The sequence below is a fragment of the Trichormus variabilis 0441 genome, from assembly GCF_009856605.1.
GTDB classification, from domain to species: Bacteria; Cyanobacteriota; Cyanobacteriia; order Cyanobacteriales; family Nostocaceae; genus Trichormus; species Trichormus variabilis.
The window spans coordinates 6,154,538-6,177,618 of the sequence record NZ_CP047242.1 but is presented as its reverse complement, the minus strand read 5'-3'; the positions used below and the strand labels follow the sequence as shown (position 1 = coordinate 6,177,618).

24 protein-coding genes and 1 pseudogene are annotated in these 23,081 nt (G+C 41.7%); 15 read left to right on the top strand and 10 right to left on the bottom strand.

Annotated features, from left to right (window positions below; genetic code table 11):
• The first annotated feature begins 948 nt into the window (after window positions 1-948).
• Both GSQ19_RS25485 and GSQ19_RS25480 read left to right on the top strand, forming a co-directional pair.
• A complete protein-coding gene (locus GSQ19_RS25485) occupies window positions 949-2,307 on the top strand; it encodes an APC family permease (protein WP_011320605.1) in 1,359 nt (452 codons plus the stop codon).
• Window positions 2,308-2,333: 26 nt separating this feature from the next.
• On the top strand, window positions 2,334-2,993 hold the full coding sequence (locus tag GSQ19_RS25480; protein ID WP_011320604.1) for a methyltransferase domain-containing protein: 660 nt from the start codon (window positions 2,334-2,336) through the stop codon (window positions 2,991-2,993).
• Window positions 2,994-3,269: 276 nt separating this feature from the next.
• Here the strand turns inward: GSQ19_RS25480 and panB are convergent, their stop codons facing one another.
• Together panB and GSQ19_RS25470 are read right to left on the bottom strand one after the other, a co-directional pair.
• On the bottom strand, window positions 3,270-4,043 hold the full coding sequence (gene panB, locus GSQ19_RS25475; RefSeq protein ID WP_011320603.1) for a 3-methyl-2-oxobutanoate hydroxymethyltransferase: 774 nt from the start codon (window positions 4,041-4,043) through the stop codon (window positions 3,270-3,272).
• Window positions 4,044-4,169: 126 nt separating this feature from the next.
• Window positions 4,170-5,330 carry a ligand-binding sensor domain-containing protein gene (locus GSQ19_RS25470; protein WP_011320602.1) on the bottom strand — a complete coding sequence of 387 codons (1,161 nt, stop codon included), beginning with the start codon at window positions 5,328-5,330 and terminating at the stop codon, window positions 4,170-4,172.
• Between the two features lie 833 nt (window positions 5,331-6,163).
• Between GSQ19_RS25470 and GSQ19_RS25465 the strand changes: the two genes are divergently transcribed.
• The 5 genes from GSQ19_RS25465 to GSQ19_RS25440 all read left to right on the top strand — a co-directional run bounded on the left by GSQ19_RS25465 (window position 6,164) and on the right by GSQ19_RS25440 (window position 11,179).
• Entirely contained in the window at window positions 6,164-7,594 is a 1,431-nt protein-coding gene (locus GSQ19_RS25465) for a form I ribulose bisphosphate carboxylase large subunit (protein ID WP_011320601.1), read from the top strand.
• 94 nt (window positions 7,595-7,688) lie between these two features.
• Window positions 7,689-8,087 carry a RuBisCO chaperone RbcX gene (rcbX, locus tag GSQ19_RS25460; protein WP_010995694.1) on the top strand — a complete coding sequence of 133 codons (399 nt, stop codon included), beginning with the start codon at window positions 7,689-7,691 and terminating at the stop codon, window positions 8,085-8,087.
• Between the two features lie 56 nt (window positions 8,088-8,143).
• Window positions 8,144-8,473, top strand: a complete 330-nt coding sequence (locus tag GSQ19_RS25455) for a ribulose bisphosphate carboxylase small subunit (RefSeq protein WP_011320600.1) — start codon at window positions 8,144-8,146, stop codon at window positions 8,471-8,473.
• Window positions 8,474-8,741: 268 nt separating this feature from the next.
• Window positions 8,742-9,392 (top strand): GDSL-type esterase/lipase family protein, encoded by a 651-nt coding sequence (locus GSQ19_RS25450; protein ID WP_011320599.1) that lies wholly within the window; start codon window positions 8,742-8,744, stop codon window positions 9,390-9,392.
• A gap of 542 nt (window positions 9,393-9,934) precedes the next feature.
• Window positions 9,935-11,179, top strand: a complete 1,245-nt coding sequence (locus tag GSQ19_RS25440; RefSeq protein ID WP_011320598.1) for a RuBisCO small subunit-like domain-containing protein — start codon at window positions 9,935-9,937, stop codon at window positions 11,177-11,179.
• 221 nt (window positions 11,180-11,400) lie between these two features.
• On the opposite strand, the gene GSQ19_RS25435 is transcribed toward GSQ19_RS25440, so the two are convergent.
• From GSQ19_RS25435 to GSQ19_RS25410, 6 genes and pseudogenes are all read right to left on the bottom strand, one after another.
• Window positions 11,401-11,781, bottom strand: coding sequence for a DUF423 domain-containing protein (locus tag GSQ19_RS25435; protein WP_011320597.1), 381 nt, complete (start codon window positions 11,779-11,781; stop codon window positions 11,401-11,403).
• An 11-nt stretch (window positions 11,782-11,792) separates the two neighbouring features.
• Entirely contained in the window at window positions 11,793-12,281 is a 489-nt protein-coding gene (locus GSQ19_RS25430) for a hypothetical protein (RefSeq protein WP_011320596.1), read from the bottom strand.
• A 189-nt stretch (window positions 12,282-12,470) separates the two neighbouring features.
• Window positions 12,471-13,397: a nucleoside hydrolase gene (locus GSQ19_RS25425; RefSeq protein ID WP_011320595.1), complete on the bottom strand. Its 927-nt coding sequence runs from the start codon at window positions 13,395-13,397 to the stop codon at window positions 12,471-12,473.
• 144 nt (window positions 13,398-13,541) lie between these two features.
• Entirely contained in the window at window positions 13,542-14,228 is a 687-nt protein-coding gene (bchM, locus tag GSQ19_RS25420; protein ID WP_011320594.1) for a magnesium protoporphyrin IX methyltransferase, read from the bottom strand.
• A gap of 159 nt (window positions 14,229-14,387) precedes the next feature.
• A pseudogene (locus GSQ19_RS25415) lies at window positions 14,388-14,540 on the bottom strand (Uma2 family endonuclease); the annotation flags it as partial.
• A gap of 154 nt (window positions 14,541-14,694) precedes the next feature.
• Window positions 14,695-15,750, bottom strand: coding sequence for a hemerythrin domain-containing protein (locus GSQ19_RS25410; protein WP_011320592.1), 1,056 nt, complete (start codon window positions 15,748-15,750; stop codon window positions 14,695-14,697).
• A 259-nt stretch (window positions 15,751-16,009) separates the two neighbouring features.
• On the opposite strand from GSQ19_RS25410, the gene GSQ19_RS25405 reads away from it, so the two are divergent.
• The 3 genes from GSQ19_RS25405 (at window position 16,010) to GSQ19_RS25395 (ending at window position 17,820) form a co-directional block, all read left to right on the top strand.
• Window positions 16,010-16,756, top strand: a complete 747-nt coding sequence (locus GSQ19_RS25405) for an LmeA family phospholipid-binding protein (protein ID WP_011320591.1) — start codon at window positions 16,010-16,012, stop codon at window positions 16,754-16,756.
• Between the two features lie 11 nt (window positions 16,757-16,767).
• Window positions 16,768-17,328, top strand: a complete 561-nt coding sequence (locus tag GSQ19_RS25400; protein ID WP_011320590.1) for a DUF2231 domain-containing protein — start codon at window positions 16,768-16,770, stop codon at window positions 17,326-17,328.
• A gap of 264 nt (window positions 17,329-17,592) precedes the next feature.
• On the top strand, window positions 17,593-17,820 hold the full coding sequence (locus tag GSQ19_RS25395; protein ID WP_011320589.1) for a DUF167 domain-containing protein: 228 nt from the start codon (window positions 17,593-17,595) through the stop codon (window positions 17,818-17,820).
• A gap of 135 nt (window positions 17,821-17,955) precedes the next feature.
• Here GSQ19_RS25395 and GSQ19_RS25390 read toward each other — a convergent pair whose 3' ends face one another.
• The gene (locus tag GSQ19_RS25390; RefSeq protein WP_011320588.1) at window positions 17,956-18,588 is read right to left on the bottom strand and encodes a glutathione S-transferase family protein; all 633 of its coding nucleotides are present in this window, start codon (window positions 18,586-18,588) and stop codon (window positions 17,956-17,958) included.
• 203 nt (window positions 18,589-18,791) lie between these two features.
• Between GSQ19_RS25390 and GSQ19_RS25385 the strand changes: the two genes are divergently transcribed.
• The 5 genes from GSQ19_RS25385 (at window position 18,792) to GSQ19_RS25365 (ending at window position 21,895) form a co-directional block, all read left to right on the top strand.
• The gene (locus GSQ19_RS25385) at window positions 18,792-19,493 is read left to right on the top strand and encodes an SOS response-associated peptidase (RefSeq protein WP_011320587.1); all 702 of its coding nucleotides are present in this window, start codon (window positions 18,792-18,794) and stop codon (window positions 19,491-19,493) included.
• An 83-nt stretch (window positions 19,494-19,576) separates the two neighbouring features.
• Complete coding sequence (locus GSQ19_RS25380) at window positions 19,577-20,098, top strand: photosystem I assembly protein Ycf3 (protein WP_041456941.1); 522 nt, start codon at window positions 19,577-19,579, stop codon at window positions 20,096-20,098.
• A 217-nt stretch (window positions 20,099-20,315) separates the two neighbouring features.
• Entirely contained in the window at window positions 20,316-20,606 is a 291-nt protein-coding gene (gatC, locus tag GSQ19_RS25375) for an Asp-tRNA(Asn)/Glu-tRNA(Gln) amidotransferase subunit GatC (RefSeq protein ID WP_011320585.1), read from the top strand.
• A 321-nt stretch (window positions 20,607-20,927) separates the two neighbouring features.
• Window positions 20,928-21,452, top strand: coding sequence for a DUF937 domain-containing protein (locus GSQ19_RS25370; protein WP_011320584.1), 525 nt, complete (start codon window positions 20,928-20,930; stop codon window positions 21,450-21,452).
• A 290-nt stretch (window positions 21,453-21,742) separates the two neighbouring features.
• A complete protein-coding gene (locus tag GSQ19_RS25365; protein ID WP_041456327.1) occupies window positions 21,743-21,895 on the top strand; it encodes a PsaJ asl3190 in 153 nt (50 codons plus the stop codon).
• Between the two features lie 202 nt (window positions 21,896-22,097).
• Here the strand turns inward: GSQ19_RS25365 and crtW are convergent, their stop codons facing one another.
• Window positions 22,098-22,874, bottom strand: a complete 777-nt coding sequence (gene crtW / locus GSQ19_RS25360; RefSeq protein ID WP_011320583.1) for a beta-carotene ketolase CrtW — start codon at window positions 22,872-22,874, stop codon at window positions 22,098-22,100.
• Window positions 22,875-23,081 lie beyond the last annotated feature (207 nt).

Sequence of the window (23,081 nt, the reverse complement as noted above, 5' to 3'; positions counted from 1 at the left end):
TTTGTACTCATTCTCTCCTGAAATCTTGCTGAAAGTCATTATTTGCAAGGGATTTGGGAGGGAAAAACTGGAGTAGATTACGTTGTACTACTCCAGATACGTGCGAAATTCAATTCTGTATCCAACATATCATTTTTTTTCAGGTAAAAATGTAATTCATATTTTTTTAATGTTTTATTTGAAATGATATTCAATTAAGGTTGTAAGGCTTAACAGATAAGCTATATAAGCTCTTATCTTAGGCATCATTAATGCAGATTGTTTTCAATAAATTTAATATTTATTATCTTTTTTTCTAGGTTAAAATACTCTCATCATCAAAATTGTTAATTCTGGGAATATATTCTGCGGATGTGGTAATGGGTAATTGGTCATTGGTTATGGAGAATAAGTACTTACCCATGATCTATAGGACTACCATGACCATGAGCCGATGGGCAATGCCCACCCTACAAATCCTGAGAATTGTTGAGAAATCAATTCGGATTCCTATATGACTATAAGAATTTGATTTGATTTTGGAAATACAAGTAGGTGGGCATCGCTCTACGGATACTTAGAGATTTTTAATAGTCAAATTATATTCCTATAGATTACTTCAATAAATAACTAGTAAATCATATTAATTTAGTCAGTTTATAGTCCTCAAACCTAACTGCATATCCATCGCTTTGTGGAGTTTTTATATAGTGCTAACACATAAAAATTATCAAGCATTTGGTATCGCTTAATGTGATTAATCAGAGTTAGCGTCATATTTGTCACTTTTTCTTCACATTTATTGATGACAATCTGAATCTGTGACTCAAAAGCAGTCATTTTTTTATGCCCATATTATGCCCATATAAATAACTACCCAATATCATTCATGGCCAATTAAAGAGTTTAATACCCATCTGCCTCCTGACTTTCCTTTTGATTCAGTGCAAACAACTATGAGGAAGCAATGTGAGTAGACATACAGATTACAGTTCGCTAGAGCAAATACAGACGACTGGTGCAGCTGCACCCAAGCCATTATTAACACTATCAGACGCGGTTGCTCTCATTGTCGGGATTGTCATTGGTGCAGGTATTTTTCAAACCCCTGCGCTGGTAGCTAGCCAAGCAGGCAGTGATATTGCTGTACTGTTATTGTGGCTAGCTGGTGGCCTAGTATCTATCGTCGGTGCATTGTGTTACGCAGAGTTGGCGACGACTTACCCTAATGTTGGTGGAGTCTACTATTACTTAAAGCGAGCATTTGGACAAAAAATTGCCTTTCTATTTGCCTGGGCAAGACTGACAGTGATTCAAACTGGTTCTATTGCCCTGCTTGCATTTGTCTTTGGCGATTACGCCTCGGAAATTTTGCGGCTCGGCACATTTTCATCATCTGTGTATGCCACAGTGGTGATTGTGCTGTTAACAATCTTGAATATAGTGGGTTTGCAACAGGGAAAGTGGACGCAAAACTTACTAACGGTAGCCAAAGTCCTGGGTTTGCTGCTAGTGGTAGTATTCGGATTGGGTGCCACTGCCAATTCTGTAGCTCCGATAGAATCTACTCCTCCAGGGAGTTGGGGACTAGCAATGGTGTTTGTGCTACTTTCCTATGGTGGTTGGAATGAGGCGGCGTATATTTCCGCAGAGATACAAAATAGACAACGGAATATAGTGCGATCGCTAGTGTGGAGTATTGGCATTATCACCGCAATTTACTTGCTAATCAATCTAGCTTACCTACGAGGTTTGGGATTAGCTAACATGGCGGACTCATCGGCAGTCGCGGCAGATTTAATGCGTACTATTTGGGGTACACCAGGAGCTTTATTTATTAGCGTCTTGATTGCCATTTGTACTCTAGGGGCAATCAACGCCACTATTTTTACTGGCGCACGTACTAACTATGCCTTAGGACAAGATTTCACTCTGTTTGGCTTCATGGGTAGCTGGCGACAACTCCCCAGTACTCCTGGGACTGCCTTATTAGTCCAAGGGGCGATCGCTCTCGCCTTAGTGCTATTAGGTACATTCACCCGTAAAGGGTTTGAAACAATGGTGGACTATACCGCACCCGTGTTTTGGTTTTTCTTTCTACTTTCTGGCATATCACTACTAATATTGCGCCGGAAGGAACCACATATACTGCGCCCATTCCGTGTGCCTTTTTATCCTGTTACCCCACTACTCTTTTGTGCTGTTTGTGGCTACCTACTATATTCCAGTGTGGTTTATACAAACGTGGGTGCTGTAGTCGGTGTTTTGGTGGTGATAGCAGGTATCCCCATATTGTTCTGGAATCGCTACCGCCAAGGTAAGGCTTAGAAATTCACAATTAACTAGGAGAAATTATGAAGTTGCAAAAGATTTTACTATCGGTTGTTACAGGTGTTAGTGTTGTGAGCCTGGGATTAGCTGGCTGTACGCCACAACAAACCGATTTGGAAGCACAGACAGAAACTAATGCACCTACTTTAACAGGTCAAACAGAAACTCAAGCACAAGCTCCAACAACCCAACCGCAAGAACGTCCTGCGGATGTGCCTTATGTGCCGACACCACAGGTTGTGGTAGATGCCATGTTGCAAGTGGCACAGGTAGGTAAAAATGACGTACTTTACGACTTAGGTAGTGGTGATGGACGCATTGTCAATACAGCCGCCCAAAAATTTGGCACACGGGGTACTGGTATAGATATTAATCCCGAACGGATTCAAGAAGCTAACGAAAATGCTCAGAAAGCAGGAGTCAGCGATCGCGTAAAATTTGTTCAGCAAGACTTATTCAAGACTGATTTTAGTGACGCTACTGTAGTTACCCTCTACCTTCTACCCGATATCAATCTCAAATTGCGTCCTATCCTTCTTAAACAACTTAAACCCGGTACTCGCATTGTCTCCCACGCTTTTGATATGGGTGAATGGAAGCCAGAGAAGACATTACAAGTAGATGGCAGAACTATCTACTATTGGGTTGTTCCAGAACAAGTCCCAGCTAATTTACGCCAGTAAGATATAGCTGGGGACTGGGGACTGGGGACTGGGGATTGGGGACTGGGGATTGGGGACTGGGTGAAAATTCTTTTTGTGTCTAGTAGTCTGCCAAGAGAACTTTGCAAGGTTAATAGCAGCAAAAAAAATCTCTTTCTCCCCCTGCTTCCCCTGCTCCCCCTGCTTCCCCTAGCCCAGCAATTTTGGGTTGGTGAACTACTAGGTTGTATCATCTATTGATGTCCTAATACTACTGGTGACAGCTATAGAACTTACCCTTGAAGCGATCGCTGTTCTCTATTCTGGGAACTGGCGATCGCGTACTTCCGCAGCGTAATCTTGTACAGCTTTAGTAATTGTTGCGCGCAAATTCGTATAAACCTTAGCAAAGGGTGGTTGTCTTTCCGATAAACCCAATACATCAGAAGTCACTAAAACTTGACCGTCGCAATGGGAACCCGCACCGATACCGATGGTGGGAATACTAAGTTTTTGTGTAATCTGCATTGCCAAATCTGCGGGGATATGCTCTAACACTATAGAAAATACACCCGCTTGTTCAAGTGCGATCGCTTCGTTTAAAATTCTCTGAGCTGTTTCCTGGGTCTTACCTTGTTGACGCAACCCCAATTGATGAACTGATTGGGGTGTCAAACCTACATGACCCATCACTGGTATCCCCGCTTGTACCAAACGGGTAATAGTTTCTACCATTGCCGGATAGCCACCTTCTAATTTAACTGCCTGAGCGCCTGTTTCCTTTAATATGCGCCCAGCCGAGTTGATTGCCTGTGGAATACTTTCTTGATAAGTCAAAAATGGTAAATCAACCACAACTAAAGCCCGCTGCACACCACGACAAACTGCTTTAGCGTGGTGTAACATCTCCTCTAATGTAATTGGCAGCGTGGTTTTATAACCCAACATTACCGCCATCGAGTCACCCACGAGAATTAAGTCTACACCAGCAGCATCGAGAATTTGGGCGATCGTATAATCCCAAGCCGTCAACGCCACAATTGAGCGTCCTTGTTGTTTCCACTGGATTAATTGCTGGGTAGTGACTGGCATTTTTTCTAGGGAGTGGGGAGTAGAAGCTAAATTTAAAGCTTAGAGGCTACATTAACATTACCAATTTCTGGTTCTCAATCCCCATTACCCCTTATCCCCAGAGGGGACCCCACCTTCCCCAATCCCTCATTTCACAAGGCGACTAAAAGCCAAATGAGCTGTTGCTTTGTCCATTTTGGGCATTAACCAAGCCAGACCTTCACTAGTACCAATCCATAATTTGTTGGCGACATCAGGCACAAGGGACAAAACTCGACTAGAAGGAAGTCCGGCAACTTCATCTAGTACAGCACCTGTATTGGGATTTAACCGTAGCAAACCATTGTGAGTACCTACCCAAACACTACCATCTTTAGCAAAGCGCACGGCTGTCACGTTTTTACCCCGCAAGCGAGCCACAGACCTCAGTACTATGCCAGTTTTCGGGTTAATTACCAGCAAATTATTCGGCATTCCTGCCCAAATTAAACCTTCTGGACTAATAGCTAAGGCTTGCACTGTAGTACCAGGTAAATCGTTGATTCGCTTCATAATCAAAGCACTGGCTGTATTAATCCTCACAACTCCATCTAGAGTTCCCGCCCAGAGTTGACCATCAGCATCTAAAGTTAAGGTGTTGCCACTCACACCAGGCAAATTTTTGACGGTCGTCATAATTAAACCTTGGTCAGGACTAACTAAGGCTAAACCATTGTCAGTTCCCACCCACAGATAACCCCGCTTATCAGTTAACAGTGATAACACCCGCTTGGAAGGCAAAAACAAATTCTGCGCTGAAATTTCATTAGTGCGGGGTTCTACTCTCATCAGTCCTTCATAAGTTCCCACCCACAAACGACCGACTTTATCTTGTGCTAAAGCACCAATGGCAACATTGGGTAAACTAACACGGGCTAAAATCTTACCTGTTTTCGGGTCAATCCGCGATAATCCCCGCCAAGAACCCACCCAGAGATTACCAGCGAAATCTCCTAATAAGTTACTCACGCGATAATCAATTTCTACTGCGCGTTCCTGTATATCCCGTTCATCAGGCAAGGGGTCTACCCGTGGGGGTGGTGCAGATGGAGGATAAGCCGGCTTTAATTCGGATGGTTTAATATCAGGAGTTGTTGGTGATGGTGCATTAGTCGCAGCTTTTTCTGCCCTCGCCAAACTACCAATACCAACAACGTTCATACTCGGCAGACTTATCGACCCCAACAATATAGAAGTAATCAGTAAACTAATACGCTTGCGAAATAATCCCACGATGACATTTCCTTTAGAGACAGCACCTCCAGTCATTAGCGAAACTGACCAAAGGTTAATCTCAGTCTTCCCTTAGTTAGCATTTTTTAAACAGATAGGGACTGGGGATTGGGAAAAGGCAGAGGAGCAGAGGAGCAGGGGAAGCAAAGAAGCAGGGGAGCAGGGGAGCAGGGGAAGCAAAGAAGCAGGGGAAGCAAAGAAGAATACTAATGACTAATGACCAATGACTCATATACAGTCATTGATACATTTTGTAACCCATTGTTAACAAAACGTTTAAAACTTTATGTAATAACAAATTTAAATATGTAAGTTAAGAAGTTTCAAAGAATAACTTATGCCATTTCTTGATATATTGTGAGACAAGTTACAAATTACGTGGTGTGCGATTTTTTCATCTTGCGCTGATTACTCTACTAAATATCCCTAAAGTAAATTGGCTCTTAGCTCGTCTCCTGTCAATAAAGGAGGTCTGCAAGAGCGCAGAAGCGGGAATGTGTGAAAACTAACCCAATTCGTTAAATACCCCGAAATATAGGGGAATCATCTCATACTTTCCGTAAACCGCGAAGGTCGTGAAGGGATAAAAGCAATTTAGTGGGTGAGAAGAACAGATAAAAAAAGAATTTTTTAACTATGGCAAGAGGAAAAAATAAAAGCGTTAATTTATGCACTCCTAGATGAGTAAGACACTGGTGAAGAGGATTACCACTAAAGCTAAGTGTTAATTGCAGAAAAATCGCTAACCTCTACCAAAAGATTGTTCCTGTTTTTCTCCTAGCTGATGGGGAGGTAGAGCAATTGTGAGATTAAATTGTACCAAAACGTGATTTGATAAGTAAAAAGAGTGACATCTTGGAAGGATAGATATGTCTTACGCTCAAACGAAGACTCAGACAAAATCTGGGTATAAAGCCGGGGTTCAAGATTACAGACTAACTTATTACACACCTGATTACACACCTAAAGATACAGATATTCTGGCGGCGTTCCGTGTTACACCCCAGCCCGGAGTTCCCTTTGAGGAAGCGGCTGCGGCTGTAGCGGCTGAGTCTTCTACTGGTACTTGGACGACCGTATGGACAGACCTGTTAACCGATCTAGATCGTTACAAAGGTCGTTGCTACGATATCGAACCAGTACCTGGCGAAGACAACCAATTCATTGCCTACATCGCTTATCCTTTGGATCTGTTTGAAGAAGGCTCCATCACCAACGTTTTAACCTCAATTGTAGGTAACGTATTTGGTTTTAAAGCATTACGCGCATTGCGTTTGGAAGACATTCGCTTTCCTGTTGCTTACATCAAAACTTTCCAAGGCCCTCCTCACGGTATCCAAGTTGAGCGTGACAAATTAAACAAATATGGTCGTCCTTTGTTGGGTTGTACCATCAAACCAAAATTAGGTCTGTCTGCTAAGAACTACGGACGCGCTGTATACGAGTGTTTGCGCGGTGGTTTGGACTTCACCAAAGACGACGAAAACATCAACTCTGCACCATTCCAAAGATGGCGCGATCGCTTCCTGTTTGTGTCTGATGCTATCAGCAAAGCACAAGCAGAAACAGGCGAAATCAAAGGTCACTACCTCAACGTGACAGCTCCTACCTGTGAAGAAATGTTGAAGCGGGCTGAGTACGCTAAAGAACTCAATCAGCCCATCATCATGCACGACTACCTAACAGCAGGTTTCACCGCTAACACCACCTTGGCTCGTTGGTGTCGTGACAACGGCGTTCTACTGCACATCCACCGCGCGATGCACGCAGTAATCGACCGTCAAAAGAACCACGGTATCCACTTCCGTGTATTAGCTAAAGCCCTACGTCTATCTGGTGGTGACCACATCCACACCGGTACCGTAGTAGGTAAATTGGAAGGTGAACGCGGTATCACAATGGGCTTCGTTGACCTATTGCGTGAAAACTACGTTGAACAAGACAAGTCTCGCGGTATCTACTTTACCCAAGACTGGGCTTCTTTACCTGGTGTAATGGCAGTTGCTTCCGGTGGTATCCACGTATGGCATATGCCCGCATTGGTAGAAATCTTCGGTGATGACTCCGTACTGCAATTTGGTGGTGGTACACTCGGACACCCCTGGGGTAACGCTCCTGGTGCAACCGCTAACCGTGTAGCTTTGGAAGCTTGCGTCCAAGCGCGTAACGAAGGTCGTAACTTGGCTCGTGAAGGTAACGACGTTATCCGTGAAGCTGCTAAGTGGTCTCCTGAATTGGCTGTCGCTTGCGAACTGTGGAAAGAAATCAAGTTCGAGTTTGAGGCAATGGATACCGTCTGATAAAGGCTGAAGGTGCAAGGATGAAGGTTAAATGAAAAATACCTTTCATCCTTACATTCTTTAAACTTCATCCTTTTAAAGGGCTGGGTCAAGCATGAATCTCAAGCAAATAGCGAAAGATACAGCCAAAACTCTCCAAAGCTACCTGACTTATCAGGCGCTAATGACTGTGTTGGCACAGCTAGGCGAAACGAATCCACCGTTAGCATTATGGCTGCATACTTTTTCTGTCGGCAAAGTTCAGGACGGAGAAGCTTATGTTAAAGAACTTTTCCGAGAACAGCCAGATTTAGCCTTGCGGATTATGACTGTGAGAGAACATATAGCTGAAGAAGTAGCCGAATTCTTACCCGAAATGGTTCGTAGCGGTATTCAGCAAGCAAATATGGAACAACGCCGCCAGCATCTAGAACGCATGACGCATCTGAGTTTATCCAACCCCAGTCCTGAATCAGAACAGCAGACAATTTCCGATACTGACTGGGATCATTAATCCAGTTAGGCCAGCATAAGTACTTATTTTCCAATAGCAACCAATTATCACCAGCTATGCAAACCTTACCAAAAGAGCGTCGTTACGAAACCCTTTCTTACTTACCCCCCCTCACCGACGTTCAAATCGAAAAGCAAGTCCAGTACATTTTGAGCCAAGGCTACATTCCAGCCGTTGAGTTCAACGAAGCTTCTGAACCTACCGAATTTTACTGGACACTGTGGAAGCTACCTTTGTTCGGCGCTAAAACATCTCGTGAAGTTTTGGGTGAAGTTCAAGCTTGCCGTTCTCAATATCCTGGTCACTACATCCGTGTTGTAGGATTTGACAACATCAAGCAGTGCCAAGTCCTCAGCTTCATCGTTCACAAACCCAGCAGATACTAAAAGCTGATTTGGTTTAAATAATTTATCCGTTAAGGAGAGGTAGATGAGTTTACCTCTCTTTTTTTATAACAGGTTTAGTGTGAGGGTATAGGGGTGTGAGGGTGTAATACCGTTTCTTGATGTAGCTTGTCTGGCGTAGCCATAGATGCTCTTTATTCTGTACTGTAGAGACGTTGCATACAACGTCTCTACATCATTTATTCGGCGCAACTTCATAGAGAATTGGTATCAGTAGTTAACGGCTAACAGGAAAGAATGTGCAAGTCAGATGCACCACAGTTTACCCACAGGAGATATAGTGACGAAACAATCTAAACCTCAAATCAGAATTTGTTTTGTTGGCGACTCTTTCGTTAATGGTACTGGTGACCCTGAGTATCTTGGTTGGACAGGTAGAGTATGCGTTAATGCTAATAAAAAAGGTTACGATATTACCTACTATAATTTAGGTATTAGGCGAGATACCAGCAGTGATATAGCCAAGCGTTGGTTACAAGAAGTATCGCTACGATTACCGAAGGAATATGATGGAAGAGTTGTATTCTCTTTTGGATTAAACGATACAACTCTAGAAAATGGTAAACCTCGTGTGAGTATTGCTGAATCTATCAAAAATACACGAGAAATTTTAACTCAAGCGAAAAAGTTATATCCTGTTTTAATGATTAGTCCAGCACCATATATAGAACAGCAAGACCCAGGAAGAAGACGAAGAACTATTGATTTATCTCAACAGCTAGCTTTAGTTTGTCAAGATTTGGATGTGCCTTATTTAGATGTTTTTCCATTATTAGAAAAACCAAGTGTTTGGCTACATGAAGCTAAGGCTAATGATGGTGTGCATCCCCAAGCTGGAGGTTATGGAGAATTTGCCAGAATTGTAGAGAATTGGGACGCTTGGTTAAATTGGTTTAGATAAAAATCCTTGATATATACTAAATGCAGTAACACTCCTTTGATGCTTGTGTCCATGACAGCTTCAGATACAAACGGTATCATCAAAAGTTTTGTTTTTCCTGGGTTATGGTTAGATACTGCTGCATTATTAACTGGAGAAATAACAGGCGTTGCTGATTAGTGGGATGATTTTTGTCTCACGCAGAGGCGCAGAGGCGCAAAGAGTAAGAGTTTGAGAAATGGAATTTTTAATTTTCATACCTCAATTCAGCAACGCCAAATAACACAAGTTTTAGCTGTGCTACGACAAGGCTTAAACTTTCCAGAACATGAGATATTTGTACAACAACTGTCAAAGCGTTTTTGTTAACATCTATGTAGAGATAACAGGTAAAAATCATGACACAAATTACTTTGTCCGAAGCATCTCAACACTTACCTGATGTAATTGAAGCTATACAGCGTTTGTGGTAGTGAGTATGGATATCTACCAAAAGATTAATCAACAATAGATACCAAAAAAACTTAGCATTAATTATTGAAGCATCACCAGTCATAAATTTTATGAGTTATTATATCGCTCCGCGCTTTCTGGATAAACTTGCTGTTCACATCACCAAAAACTTTTTAAATATTCCTGGTGTGCGAGTTCCCTTAATTTTAGGGATTCATGGACGTAAAGGAGAAGGGAAAACCTTTCAGTGTGAGTTAGCTTTTGAGAAGATGGGTATTGAAGTCACACTCATCTCCGGCGGTGAATTGGAAAGTCCCGATGCGGGAGACCCAGCCCGGTTGATTCGGCTGCGCTATCGGGAAACGGCAGAACTGATTAAAGTGCGGGGTAAAATGTGCGTGCTGATGATTAACGATTTAGATGCAGGTGCAGGACGCTTTGATGAAGGTACGCAATATACTGTAAATACTCAGTTGGTAAATGCCACACTGATGAATATTGCCGATAATCCCACAGATGTACAGTTACCCGGTAGTTATGATTCCAACCCGATACGGCGTGTCCCCATTATCGTGACAGGTAATGATTTTTCTACTCTCTACGCACCATTGATTCGGGATGGACGGATGGAGAAATTCTATTGGGAACCCAACCGCGATGATAAGGTGGGAATTGTCGGGGGGATTTTTGCTGAGGATGGACTCTCAAAACGAGAAATTGAACAATTAGTTGATACTTTCCCCAAGCAATCGATTGACTTTTTTAGCGCTTTACGTTCTCGAATTTACGACGAACAAATCCGCGACTTTATCCATCAAGTTGGGTTTGAACGTATATCTCTACGTGTTGTGAACAGCGTAGAAGCGCCGCCAGAATTTAAAAAGCCAGATTTCAGCCTTGCTCATTTGATCGAGTCTGGTAACTTGGTGTTGGGTGAACAACAACGGGTAGACAATTCTCAGCTAGTGGATGAGTATAATCGATTGAATCGCGGGAGGGGTTATCAAGCAGCGCCACCGCCTGAAGCGCCCATGATTCAGCCAGTCAATAATAGTTCTCACAAGCGAGAGACATCTAATACTCATTTGAGTTTAGAAACCCAAGAACAAATCCGGCAAATCTTGTCTCAAGGTCACAAAATTACTTTTGAACACGTAGATGCACGCCGCTTCCGCACGGGTTCTTGGCAAAGTTGCGGTACTCTGCATATTGATGCAGAGTCAGATGCTATTTCAACACTAGAGGCTTGCTTAGTTGATTATGAGGGTGAGTATGTGCGCTTGGTAGGGATAGACCCGAAAGGTAAGCGGCGGGTTGTGGAGACAATTATTCAACGACCAAATGACAAAAACTAAGCTGTAGAAGTGGTATCTTACCTCACTCAGCCCTGAGTGAGGTAAGGGACTTCCAGATAAAAAAATATCCAAAATGTAGTGTGCGTCAGTATGAATAATTTCTGAGTATAGTTAGATTCTATGGCACTGACGCACCCTACTAAACCATGAATTTCGGATAATTTATTTTTTGTTGTTCCCTAAAACTACTCAGCACTATTCAAATTTGAGAGACTGCACAGTTAAAACTTTAAACTAAAAGCGGCAACAGCTAACGCGCCCCAGCCAAGCAAAAAGGCGACACCGCCGAGGGGAGTGATTGCCCCTAAGATTTTAACTCCAGTTAAACTGAGGGCATACAGGCTGCCAGAAAAAATTGCCACACCGATGATGAATAACCATCCACTAGCTAACAAGGTGGTGGGTGGGTTTGGGGTGCGACTGATGAGGACAGCTACGAACAAAAGCGCAAGGGCATGATACATTTGGTAGCGAGCGCCAGTGTCGAAGATTTCTAGCGATCGCTCACTAATTCTTTCTCGCAGGGCATGGGAAGCGAAAGCCCCGGCGGCAACGGACAAACCGCCTAAAATGGCAGCTATGCTAACAAAAATCTGCGTCATTAGATGGGGAATTAGACATCAAAATGATATGATACCGAGCCTTCCTCATTGACTTTAAAATTAGCGTTGAATTCTTTAGCTTTATAGTCTAAATATTCTCTAGCAACGGTTGCAGGTAGTTGTGACTGCATCGCAAAACCTAAAACTGTGATGCGTCCTTGATTTTCTTGAATCATCTGATAAAAAACCGATTGTAGGCGATCGCTTAATTGTTGTTGAAGAGCCTTTTTAGAGTTTTTGTTTTGTAAATACATTCCCACACCCAACCATACCCCCAAAATCATCGTGGGTACGCCGAAAATTACACCTTGGGTAGCAGTATTATCCAGGGCATTAAGAGCATCTCTGTTCACGTACTCCTGTACCAACTCTTCATTTTCACCCGTGGCGATGGGCTTGAGCATCGTATTTCTTTGAATTATCGCAGAGACAGATACCGTCAAAAACATGAATCCGAGTGTTAATAGCCAACCTGTAGCTAACTTTTCAGCAGTCTTCATGTTCCACTCCAGATTTACACCTTGCTTGTGATTTTAACCTCACTTTGCCAAAGGTTCCAGTAACAATTCAAAATTCCCTTCGGGTTCTCCGCAGGAGTACAAAATTCAAAATTCAAAATATCCTACGGGAAGCGCAAGCACTACAAAATTAAAGGGAGTTGGTGTAATCTTTCCCTACTCCAATTCAGACTAGTGTAAACAAAAATACAAAATTTCTTTCCATCGCATCACATTTATTGCCCAAATTACATTCATATTTGGCTTTTTATTTAGCACTCCTAGCTCATCAACGACTGTAGCACCTCTAGTTAGTTCGCTCGTAATTTCCACATCTACAAAGTATTTTCCTTGACGTGTAACAATATCTGGATCAAGCGCAACTGCGATCGCTACAGGATCAGCTAAGGTAAGACCAACAGCACCTTGCCTTTTCATGGCAACATCCAAAGCTGTCTTGTTACACTCCATCGCTAAACGCGCCCTGTCTGTGCCGAAATTCATCACGGTTTCTACTTCTGCAAAAGTCAACGCCGCATCGTGACGGCTCAACTCCCAACCGACCATCTCCATCGGCATTCCACTATGAAAGACAATCTTGGCGGCTTCCGGGTCTACCCAAATGTTGTATTCGGCCGCAGGTGTCACATTACCCACTGTATTCGCTGCACCACCCATAATCACGCAACGCTGAACTAGTTGGGCAATATCCGGCGCTTTTAGCAATGCGGTAGCAATATTTGTCAACGGCCCCAGCGTCACCAAAGTAATTTCACCAGGGTATTGTTTGATAATCTCAATAATTGCATCAGTAGCGTGTGCTAATTCTGGCTTGCTTTTTGCTTCTGGGTAGTACATATTACCCATACCATCTTTGCCGTGAAACCAATCAGCATAACGAGATTCCCGTAGCATCGGCTTGGCACAGCCGACATATACAGGTGTGGAGGCGCTGCATACTTCAATTGTGTATAAAGCGTTCTTGACTCCCTGCTCAACAGGGACGTTACCATTGACAATTGTTACCGCCACAATTTCCACATCCGGCCAGTGATGCGCCATAATCAGCGCGACAGCATCATCTGAGGCGGTATCTGTATCGATGATAAATTTACGCATTGGGGATTGGGAATTGGGTAATGGGGATTGGGGACTGGGAATTGGGGATTGGGGCTTGGGCGAAAATCTTGGAGTAAGTTCTCCCCCTGCCTCCCCTGCCTCCCCTGCCCCCTGCTCCCCTGCTCCCTGCCCCCAATCTCTAATTCAAGGGCGTGTTGCTTCTAATATGCGGGAGAAGTAGAAGCGAGTTTTAGTAAACTCTTTTCTTTGAATAGCAAAGCCGTTGCTTTCTAAAATTTTGATGACATCGGCTTCACGGTGTAGATAGGCGCGGGTGGTTTTACTTGGGCCAGGAAAGAAACTGCCAATTTTCTTAAGTAAAGTCAAGGCGCAGGTTTTGGGTGCAAAACTGAGAATGATTCTAGACTGTGCCAAAGAACAGAGGTGAGAAATCATTTCATCAGCTTTTTCTTGGGGGTAGTGAATTAGTACATCCAAGCAAATCACAGTGTGATAACTACCACTCAAGGATTCTAGATCCTGCACAGCAAAGGTCGGATTTTCAGCATTTCCCAAGGTTTCTAAGGCTCGTTGCTTGCCTTCTTCTACCATTTTCTCGGAAATGTCGCTGGCGTAGACTTTAGCGCCCTCTGTCGCTAGGGGAATGCTGAGACTACCCACGCCACAGCCAGCGTCACAAATTGATAACTCCGCTAAATTGCCGTCATTTTTTAGCCAGCCGATGACACTATCCACCGTTTGCTGATGACCGTTGCGGATGTCGAGTTGGACTTTGTTGACTTCGCCATCGCCATAAATGCGTTTCCATCGGTCAAACCCCGTGGAATTGAAATACTCACGAACAATGGTTTTATCGTCGGCTGCGTTCATAAACTTCGATTGTTAAGGGTTCCCAATGCTTAAAATTATCATTCATAGGAACCGCCAAGAGCGATCGCCTTCACAGATTTTTTGCAATGTTGACGAGAATCGCACTGGAAAAATTGCATTTAACGAGGCAAAATGTCATCTAAACGAAGTTGCAGTCCAGACATGAGTTGCCAACTTGCCACTCACCGTTTCGTGGGGGCCATTGGGTTCCATATCAATTAATTCTCCATCTGCTAACTCATAACGAGAATTGTCTCGGTATTGACAGAGAAAATCTTCACAAGTAAGTGTTTTTGGGGAGATATAAGTCATGATGTCAATTTCCTGAGACCATGTTGTTTTGATTATAAGTTTAGAAGCAACTATCGACTGCCCCAATGATCAACAAAACAGCCCGCCCACTCCATAAAGCAAGGAGTGGGCGGGCAACAAAAACAATTATGTTAGCGGTAGCTAGTGCTGAGTTCTAAACACCTGCGCCGGTAGCTTGACCGCCTAATCTTTGTTGAATTTTGCTCTTAGCGGCTTTGAATTCGGTAGCCCATTGCTCAGTTTGTTCAGAACTGAGGTTGTTGCGAATAGCAGCAAACAAGGTGCTTTCTTCTTGGCGGACGTGATCCATGACGATATCAGCCAACTGTCTGACTCTATCTTTGAATTCAGGAGCAGAGGGGCTGATAGCCTTGATTTGCTCTAACAGGCGCTTCATTTCGGCTTGTTCATCGTACAGTTCTTGGGTGTCACCTTCACCGTAGAAAGAACGGACTCTGGGATAAACTACTTCTTCTTCCGCTTCAGCGTGAGCAGTTAAATCCTTGTAGATTTGACCAAAATACTCTTGGATTTTTTGAGGATCGTTGCTTTGTTGTAGTTCTGTGAACAAGATATTTACCTTATTGTGATCCATACGGATCACATCTTGGATATTCATATCTTGCTTATCAGAACCTTGGGTAACTGCGCTACCGACTGCACCACTAAAAGCAGCGATCGCATCTTGAACTCGTCCCCAAATACCTTGATCTGCATCTTGTCCGGTGAGTTCACGAACCCCCAAAATTTCTAAAATACCTTTGAGTTGTTCTTGGTGAGCGCGGTTCTCAAAGTTAACTGTATTTAAGGGGCCAATAGCAGCCAGCACATCAGCACCAACTCTTTGGGCTGCTTTGTGAACCAGCAAACCGCTCATAACTTGTTTGTGTTTCAGCAACTCATGTTGAGCTACTTTTTCAAAGAAATTTAGTTGGGAACCCTGCATTAATTGGCGAACTTGGTCAACCATTTCGCGGACTGTTTGTCTTGGTTCTTTTTGTATACCATATTGAACAATGACAGTCTCTATAATGCCTAAGTTTTTCCGGTCATCTTCTAGGAAATCACGAATGCGATTAGAGATTTCATTATCAGTTGATTCTCTTAAAAATCTTTCCTCATTTTCAATTAGTAACTCTTGAAGAAGCTTGGCATCTGCTAATTTCTCAGCAATGGCATTACGCTTCGTATCATCTAAAGTTGATACCATTCTAGGTTCTCCTCAGAAAAATAGTCGGATTCTTAACTTCTTTCAGAGTGACATAGTTCTTTGTAGACTTTCCTCCTTCTTTTGAACGATTAGCTACGTAACTCAAGATAGAAAACAAATATTTTTTTACAGAAAAATACACTTCTACTTTTAGGCGGACAACAATTCAATATTCATTCCATCTCTAGATAGATAAAAAATTTATTTTAGTTGTCTAAATTGACTCAAGGATATTTAAATTTTGGGAGATCAAATAATAATGCCGGATTCCCCCGGATTAGGAGAACAAGCGCTGAATAAAGCGGCAGAAATTGGGTTATCTAGCCAATTAGATGAAGTAGATAACTTAGATGTGAGCATCAAAACTGATCCACTGAAATTAGTTCAAGGACAGGTGGATGCAGTCGAGATTAATGGTGAAGGTTTGGTTATGCAGAAAGACCTCCGCGTGGAGGAAATGAAAATGCAGGTCAATAGTGTTGCTATTAATCCTTTAAGTGCCGCATTTGGTAAGATTGAACTTACTAAACCTACAGTTGGTAGTGCGCGGGTTGTTTTAACAGAATCAGATATCAACCGTGCCTTCAATTCTGAGTTTATTATCTCCAAAATTCAAAGTCAGAAAATCCATATTAATGGGCAACTAAAAACAGTCACACCTCAACAAATAGACTTTCGCCTACCCGGTGAGGGAAAAGTTTCACTAAATGCCAGTATATTGTTAGAAGAAAATAGCGAACCGCAGCAAGTTGCCTTTACAGCCGAACCCCATATTAGCGCTAATGGCACAACAGTAACGCTGGAGAATGTCACTTATGGTGACAGTGAAGAAATATCACCAGAGTTGACACAAGCTTTAGTAAAACAAACGAGCGAAATTTTAAACTTAAGCAACTTCGATTTAGAAGGAATGAGCTTGCGAGTGCAGCAATTAGCAGCAGAAACAGGCAAACTCACATTGCAAGCAGAAGCTTATGTAGAACAAATACCCACAGTTGAAAACTAGGATACTTATCTATGGAAACAACAGAAACAACCTCCTCTGCTTCCTCCGCTTCTTCACCATTTCCAAATATTCCCCCAGTGATTGAAACGGACGATCGCGAATATCGTGATACGGGTGTCCCCAGCACAGTAGCGATCGCCGGACACCCCCTACATCCCCTTAGTGTGATTTTCCCCATAGCTTTCCTAGCAGCCGCCTTGGGTAGCGATTTCGGCTATTGGTTAACCCGCGATTACTTCTGGGCGAGGGCTTCTGTGTGGTTAATTGGACTGGGTTTAGGTGGAGGTGCGATCGCCGCCGCCATAGGCTTAAGTGATTTCTTGAAAATTGAACGTGTTCGCAAACGCAATGCAGGTTGGGCGCACCTGATCCTCAACGTCTCTCTTCTTGTTCTGTCACTAGTAAACTTCATCCTCCGCTTAGGCGACGCTGAAGCTAGAATCCTTCCTTGGGGTTTATTAATTTCCCTAATTGTCGGTACTCTAACAAGCATTTCCGGTTGGTTTGGTGCAGAACTCTCCTATCGCCACAAAATTGGCGTAGTTGGTGCAGGTAGCAGAAGATATCCGTAAATCAATTCAAAATATCCTTCGGGTTCTCCGCAGGAGTACAAAATTCAAAATTCAAAATAAAAACTCCACCCATAAAGGGATGGAGTTTTGTCAGTGGTCAGTAGTTAATAGTCAGTAGCAAAGCGAAAAGTGCGTCTTGGGTTCTACCTAAAAGGAAGAACTTTTCAAGAAGATACCTAAAAAACACCTACTCTTAAGATGGGGTATTAAACTAGATCCAAAACAACTGACAACTGACACAATTGGTACTAAAAAACATAGGTTATGCAAAAAAAGGTTAAGGTTAAACCTAATTCCAAACAACAAAAAATTGCCGAGCAAGATGATGGGAGTCTAACTGTACACTTAAAATCTCCACCAGTAGATGGTAAAGCTAATGAAGAGTTAATCAAACTTCTAGCTGAAAAATTTGCTGTGCCGAAATCTCACATCACAATTAAATCTGGTTTATCTTCCAGACAAAAACTGATTGAGATTGACACAGATATTTAGTGTAAATAGGTCTAGATAAAAGATATATAGAATTTAGTTATGAGTTAGTATCGATTTTCCCCAATAAGATAACGAATACTAACTCAGCAATCCAAAATACATCTAGTGTTCTTAATTACGAATTACTTTAGCCGGTCACCAATCGTAGCATAACATCGGCTCATGAGTAATACTAATATATCCAGGCTGGGCTTTGACTCTTTCTATCCAAGCTTGAATAGCTGGAAATTGTGTTAAATCAAAACCACCTTCATCCGCCACATGGGTATAAGCAAATAAAGAAATATCAGCAATTGTGTAACGCTCATCTACGAAAAAATTATGGTATTTCAAATGATTTTCCATCACCTTGAGAGCTGCATAACCAGGTTCACGTTTTTCTTCTAAAGCTGTACGATATTCTTCCGCTTTACCTAAAATAGAAACCCAAAAACGTGATGTAGCAATATATGGTTCATGGCTATATTGTTCAAAAAATAACCACTGCATTACCTGGGCTTTTAAATAGCGATCGTACGGTAAAAATTCTGTGTATTCGCTCAGGTAAAGCAATATAGCATTTGATTCTGCTAAATACTTCCCTGGTGCAACTTCTAAAACTGGTATTCTCCCGTTAGGATTTTTACTTAAAAATTCTGGTGTGCGACTCTCTCCCTTTAAAATATTGACTTCTATTCGTTCAAATGGTATGCCCATTTGTGTTAATAGAAGCCTGACTTTATAGCCGTTGCCTGAGGGTAAAAAATCGTACAAATGTAAGTTTTCCATGTAGAGATTAGGATGCAGAATATATAGCAAATTCAGGGTCTAAAATACAATATCTTACAAAATTATTTTCAAAGAACAGGATGATTCTCTGATTTATAATTTTCACATATTTAGTTATTAATTATCTGAAAAAATAAAAATAATAGTATTAATTAATTCTGAATTTAGATGTTTTATTTGATGCAGTGAGATAAAATTTAAATATGTGTGGAAGATTTACTTTAAACCAGTCAGCAGAAGCATTAGCTGAGTTTTTTCATATCCAGCCACTCCTGGATTTAGAGGCTCAATATAACATTGCACCTACGCAAACCGTGGTGACAGTTTTACACAACCCTGAAAGTAATAAACGTGAATTTCAACGGTTACGCTGGGGTTTGATACCTTCATGGGCTAAAGATCCAGCGATCGCCTCGAAGCTCATCAACGCCAGAGCCGAAACTGTTGCCGAAAAACCCTCTTTTCGTTCAGCATTCAAGCAGCGACGCTGTTTAGTAGTAGCTGATGGTTTTTTTGAATGGCAAAGACAGCAAGGTAAAAAACAACCCTTTTATTTCCGCCTCCAAGACAGTCAACCCTTTGGCTTTGCAGGATTATGGGAAAAATGGCAAACACCGGCTGGTGAAGAAATCACCTCTTGTACAATCGTCACAACAGCAGCCAACGAACTGCTGCAACCAATTCATGACCGAATGCCGGTCATCCTCGCTCCCCAAGATTACGATTTGTGGTTAGATCCCCAAGAGCAAAGGCCCCAAGCATTACAACACTTATTATCTCCCTATCCAGCCTCAGAAATGACCGCCTACCCAGTTAGTACCTTAGTCAATAGCCCAAAACACAACAACCCAGAATGTATTATCCCCATCCCAGGGCAGAATAGTTCCCCAAATCAGTTAAATTAGCTTTAGGTAGGGAATTGGGGGAACCACAGGAAGAAGTCCGGACTCAGGAATCCCCACATAGCGGTACAACCATAGAAAAAAATATGCCAAGAACACAAAAAAACGATAACTTTGTTGACAAATCCTTTACTGTGATGGCGGATATAATTCTCAAGATACTGCCAACCAATAAAAAAGCGAAAGAAGCCTTTGTTTATTACCGAGATGGGATGTCAGCCCAAGCAGAAGGCGAATATGCCGAAGCACTAGAATATTACGAAGAAGCTCTCACATTGGAAGAAGACACCAACGATCGCGGTTATATTCTTTACAACATGGGGCTAATTTATGCCAGCAACGGCGACCATGATAAAGCTCTAGAACTATATCACCAGGCGATCGAACTTAATCCCCGCCTACCCCAAGCCTTGAACAACATCGCCGTAATTTACCATTACAAAGGCGAAAAAGCCAAAGAAGATGGAGATCACGACGGTGGTGAAGCACTGTTTGACCAAGCCGCAGACTACTGGATTCGTGCCATTCGCATGGCTCCCAATAACTATATAGAAGCCCAAAACTGGCTAAAAACCACTGGACGGATGCAAATAGACGTATTCTTTTAGTCGTTAGTCATTAGTTCTTGACAACTGACAACTGACCCTTTGGGTGACGCTCGTTCCTCTCTACGAGACGCTGCGCGAACGCTAACGCTGCGCTAACGCCAGTTGCACCCTTGCGGGTTCGCGGTAGCGTTCCGCAGGAAAGGCTTACGCCAACATGCGGGAAACCCCCTACGTACCCGTCACTGGCTCACAACTGACCACTAACAACTAACAAAATATGATCGACCGCGAACAAGTCCGCAAAGTAGCTCTACTTGCCCGTTTAGAATTGACACCCCAAGAAGAAGAGCAATTTACCACTCAGCTAGGAAGTATTTTAGATTACGTCGAGCAGCTAAATGAACTAGATGTGAGTAATGTACCACCCACAGCGCGGGCAATTGATGTCAGCAACATCACCAGAGAAGATAACCTGCAACCCTATGCTGACAGAGAAGCTATCCTCAGCAGCGCGCCTGAACAAGAAGGGGAATTTTTTAAAGTACCAAAAATCCTCAATGCCGAGTAATCCACAGTTAAAAAAAGTTCTTACTTTAGTTAGAAGTCAGCGCATCTAGTAAGGGTTATTTTGCTTACTAGCAGTAGTAGTAATTCACTTTTTGGGAACTCTCAAACTACAAGGTAATAATCTGGAAATTTCAGACTTATTGGCTGCAAGTTCGGGAGATTCCCAATTTACTTAATCTCTGCAAAATAATTCATAACCCTGCTCGCCAAAAGAATTACAAATTTCTCATCCTTAAGTTTCTAGTATTGCGGAGTTAATTTATTCATAATAACAACAACACTTTCGCCTTTATGGCATGAGAAGTAAGGGAGGAAAATAATTATGGGGCTGTTTGACCAAATTCTCGGTGCTGTTAGCAATCCCAATCAACAAGGCAGTTTAGGTCAACTAGGAAACATCATTAACACTGTAAATCAACTAAGTAATCAAACTGGCACAAATCCTTCGACAATGCAATCTGTCATAGGTGTAGTAGGTAACTATGTACGTTCCGCTTTACAACAAAAGCAAGCCACAGAGGGTAATGAAGCAACCCAAGCATTAGTTAATGAATATGCCGGCACTTCTTATAATCCTCAGGCAGTTAATTCTCTATTTTCTCCTAACATACAACAGCAGGTTGCACAGGTAGTATCCCAACACACAGGTTTAGATGCTGGTACAATTCAGCAACTATTGCCAGTTATCGTACCTTTAGTATTGAATTTTTTGCAATCCGGCGCTAATGCTCAAAATCCTCAAGGTGCTGGAAATTCTATTTTGAATTCTTTCTTGGATGCAGACAAAGATGGTGATGTAGATATCGCTGATGCTATGCAGTTAATGAGCCAATATGTTGGTAGATAGTAACATCAGTGGTGATTTGTAATAAGTAAAGCCTGATAACTAATAAGCCCGGCTCATCTTTATGTAGAGATAATTGTTAAAGTTTTTGGGGTGGAAAGATACAACCATATTCTCTACCCTCTACCTAATTTTCGATTCATGAGAACTGAAAAACCCCTAGCAAACATATCTGACCAATAAAAGTCTTTTATATAATTTTCCTACTTTTGATAGTATTGACTATTCTTTTGATAGAGTTTTCGTTAAAAATTAGTCAGTACTATTTTAAGTGTTAATTGAGAATCTATTATATGACTAAATCACAAGATAAAGAGAAAAAATATTTTCTCGAATATCTTTCTCTTGCACCAGTTATTGGTGTTATAGCAATATCGGTTGCCTTTTCTACGTGGGCAATTTTTAACTATATTTTTCCTGATCTTCTTTTCCATCCTCTACCATAAGGTGTTTTAGGAAAAGACCTTCCCTCATACATCTTTTATATGTCTTCCCGAAAGTTTTCTGATGCTCATCAGCATTCAAATCTGCATAGTCGTAAAAATGACAGCTTTCAGCAGAGATTGATTTTATTATCTGAGAAAATAAATTTTAGTTTTTCTCACTTTTGTCCCTGTAACCTAATTTCTCAATCATTCAATCTTCACCTTATAAAGATATTTTGTAAGCTTCCGGTAATTTCCACCAAGGAAGTTGAGGATATTCGTGATGCTCTTTGTGGTAACCGAAGTGATAGCAAGTGACGAAAGACCAAAAAAGAGGTAATGGGATACTGCGCGCACAATGGGGGTTAGTATAACCACCTTCTAGCTTTTTATGCGGTAAAAATGTACCAAAATAAAATAGTTGTACTGAACTTAAAATAGAAGGGATCATCCAAAATATAATTAAATTATTTTCTGGTATATGTACAATACTTTTAAGTCCGTGAAAAATCATCACTAATCCGAAAATTTGTGTCCATCTCCAATAAGACTTCATAAAATGTAGATACCAAAGAAAGAAGTTTTGGGGATGACCATTGTAATAATCAGGGTCTAAATCAGTACCAGGATGTCCGTGGTGTAACCAATGTTTTTTCAATAAATCTTTATAAGGAAATAGTCCATACAAGATGAGAGTGAGCTTACCTATAAAATTATTTATTTTGGGATTTTTGGGATAAACTACGCCGTGCATGGCATCATGGGCAGTAATAAATAAACCTGTATATAAGAATGTCTGCCAAAGCATGGCTATGATTAATAAGCCCTGATTAATTATGGATGTATCTATTGAGAGTAATAAGATTAAACTAATTGCCCATAAAAATAAGATAAAACAGGCAACAAATATACCCTTATTAATATTTTTATCATCCCTAATTGTCGATGACAATAAAACCAGTTTTTCTGCACGTAGAGATGATGGTTGACACTGAACCATGCTCTTACCCCGTTATACTTTTTAATGAATTAATCAGTGAAATTTTGCAAGTACTAAAGGTAATGATTTTACTTTTAACTTCGTTTAGCTTAAAGTTTAAAATCAAGTTTTTACCTAATTTTTGGCAAAATTAACAGTTACCAAAAAAGTATTTATTTATCTTGCATTTCCTAGTATTACACAATATTAACAATTTGTTACATTCTG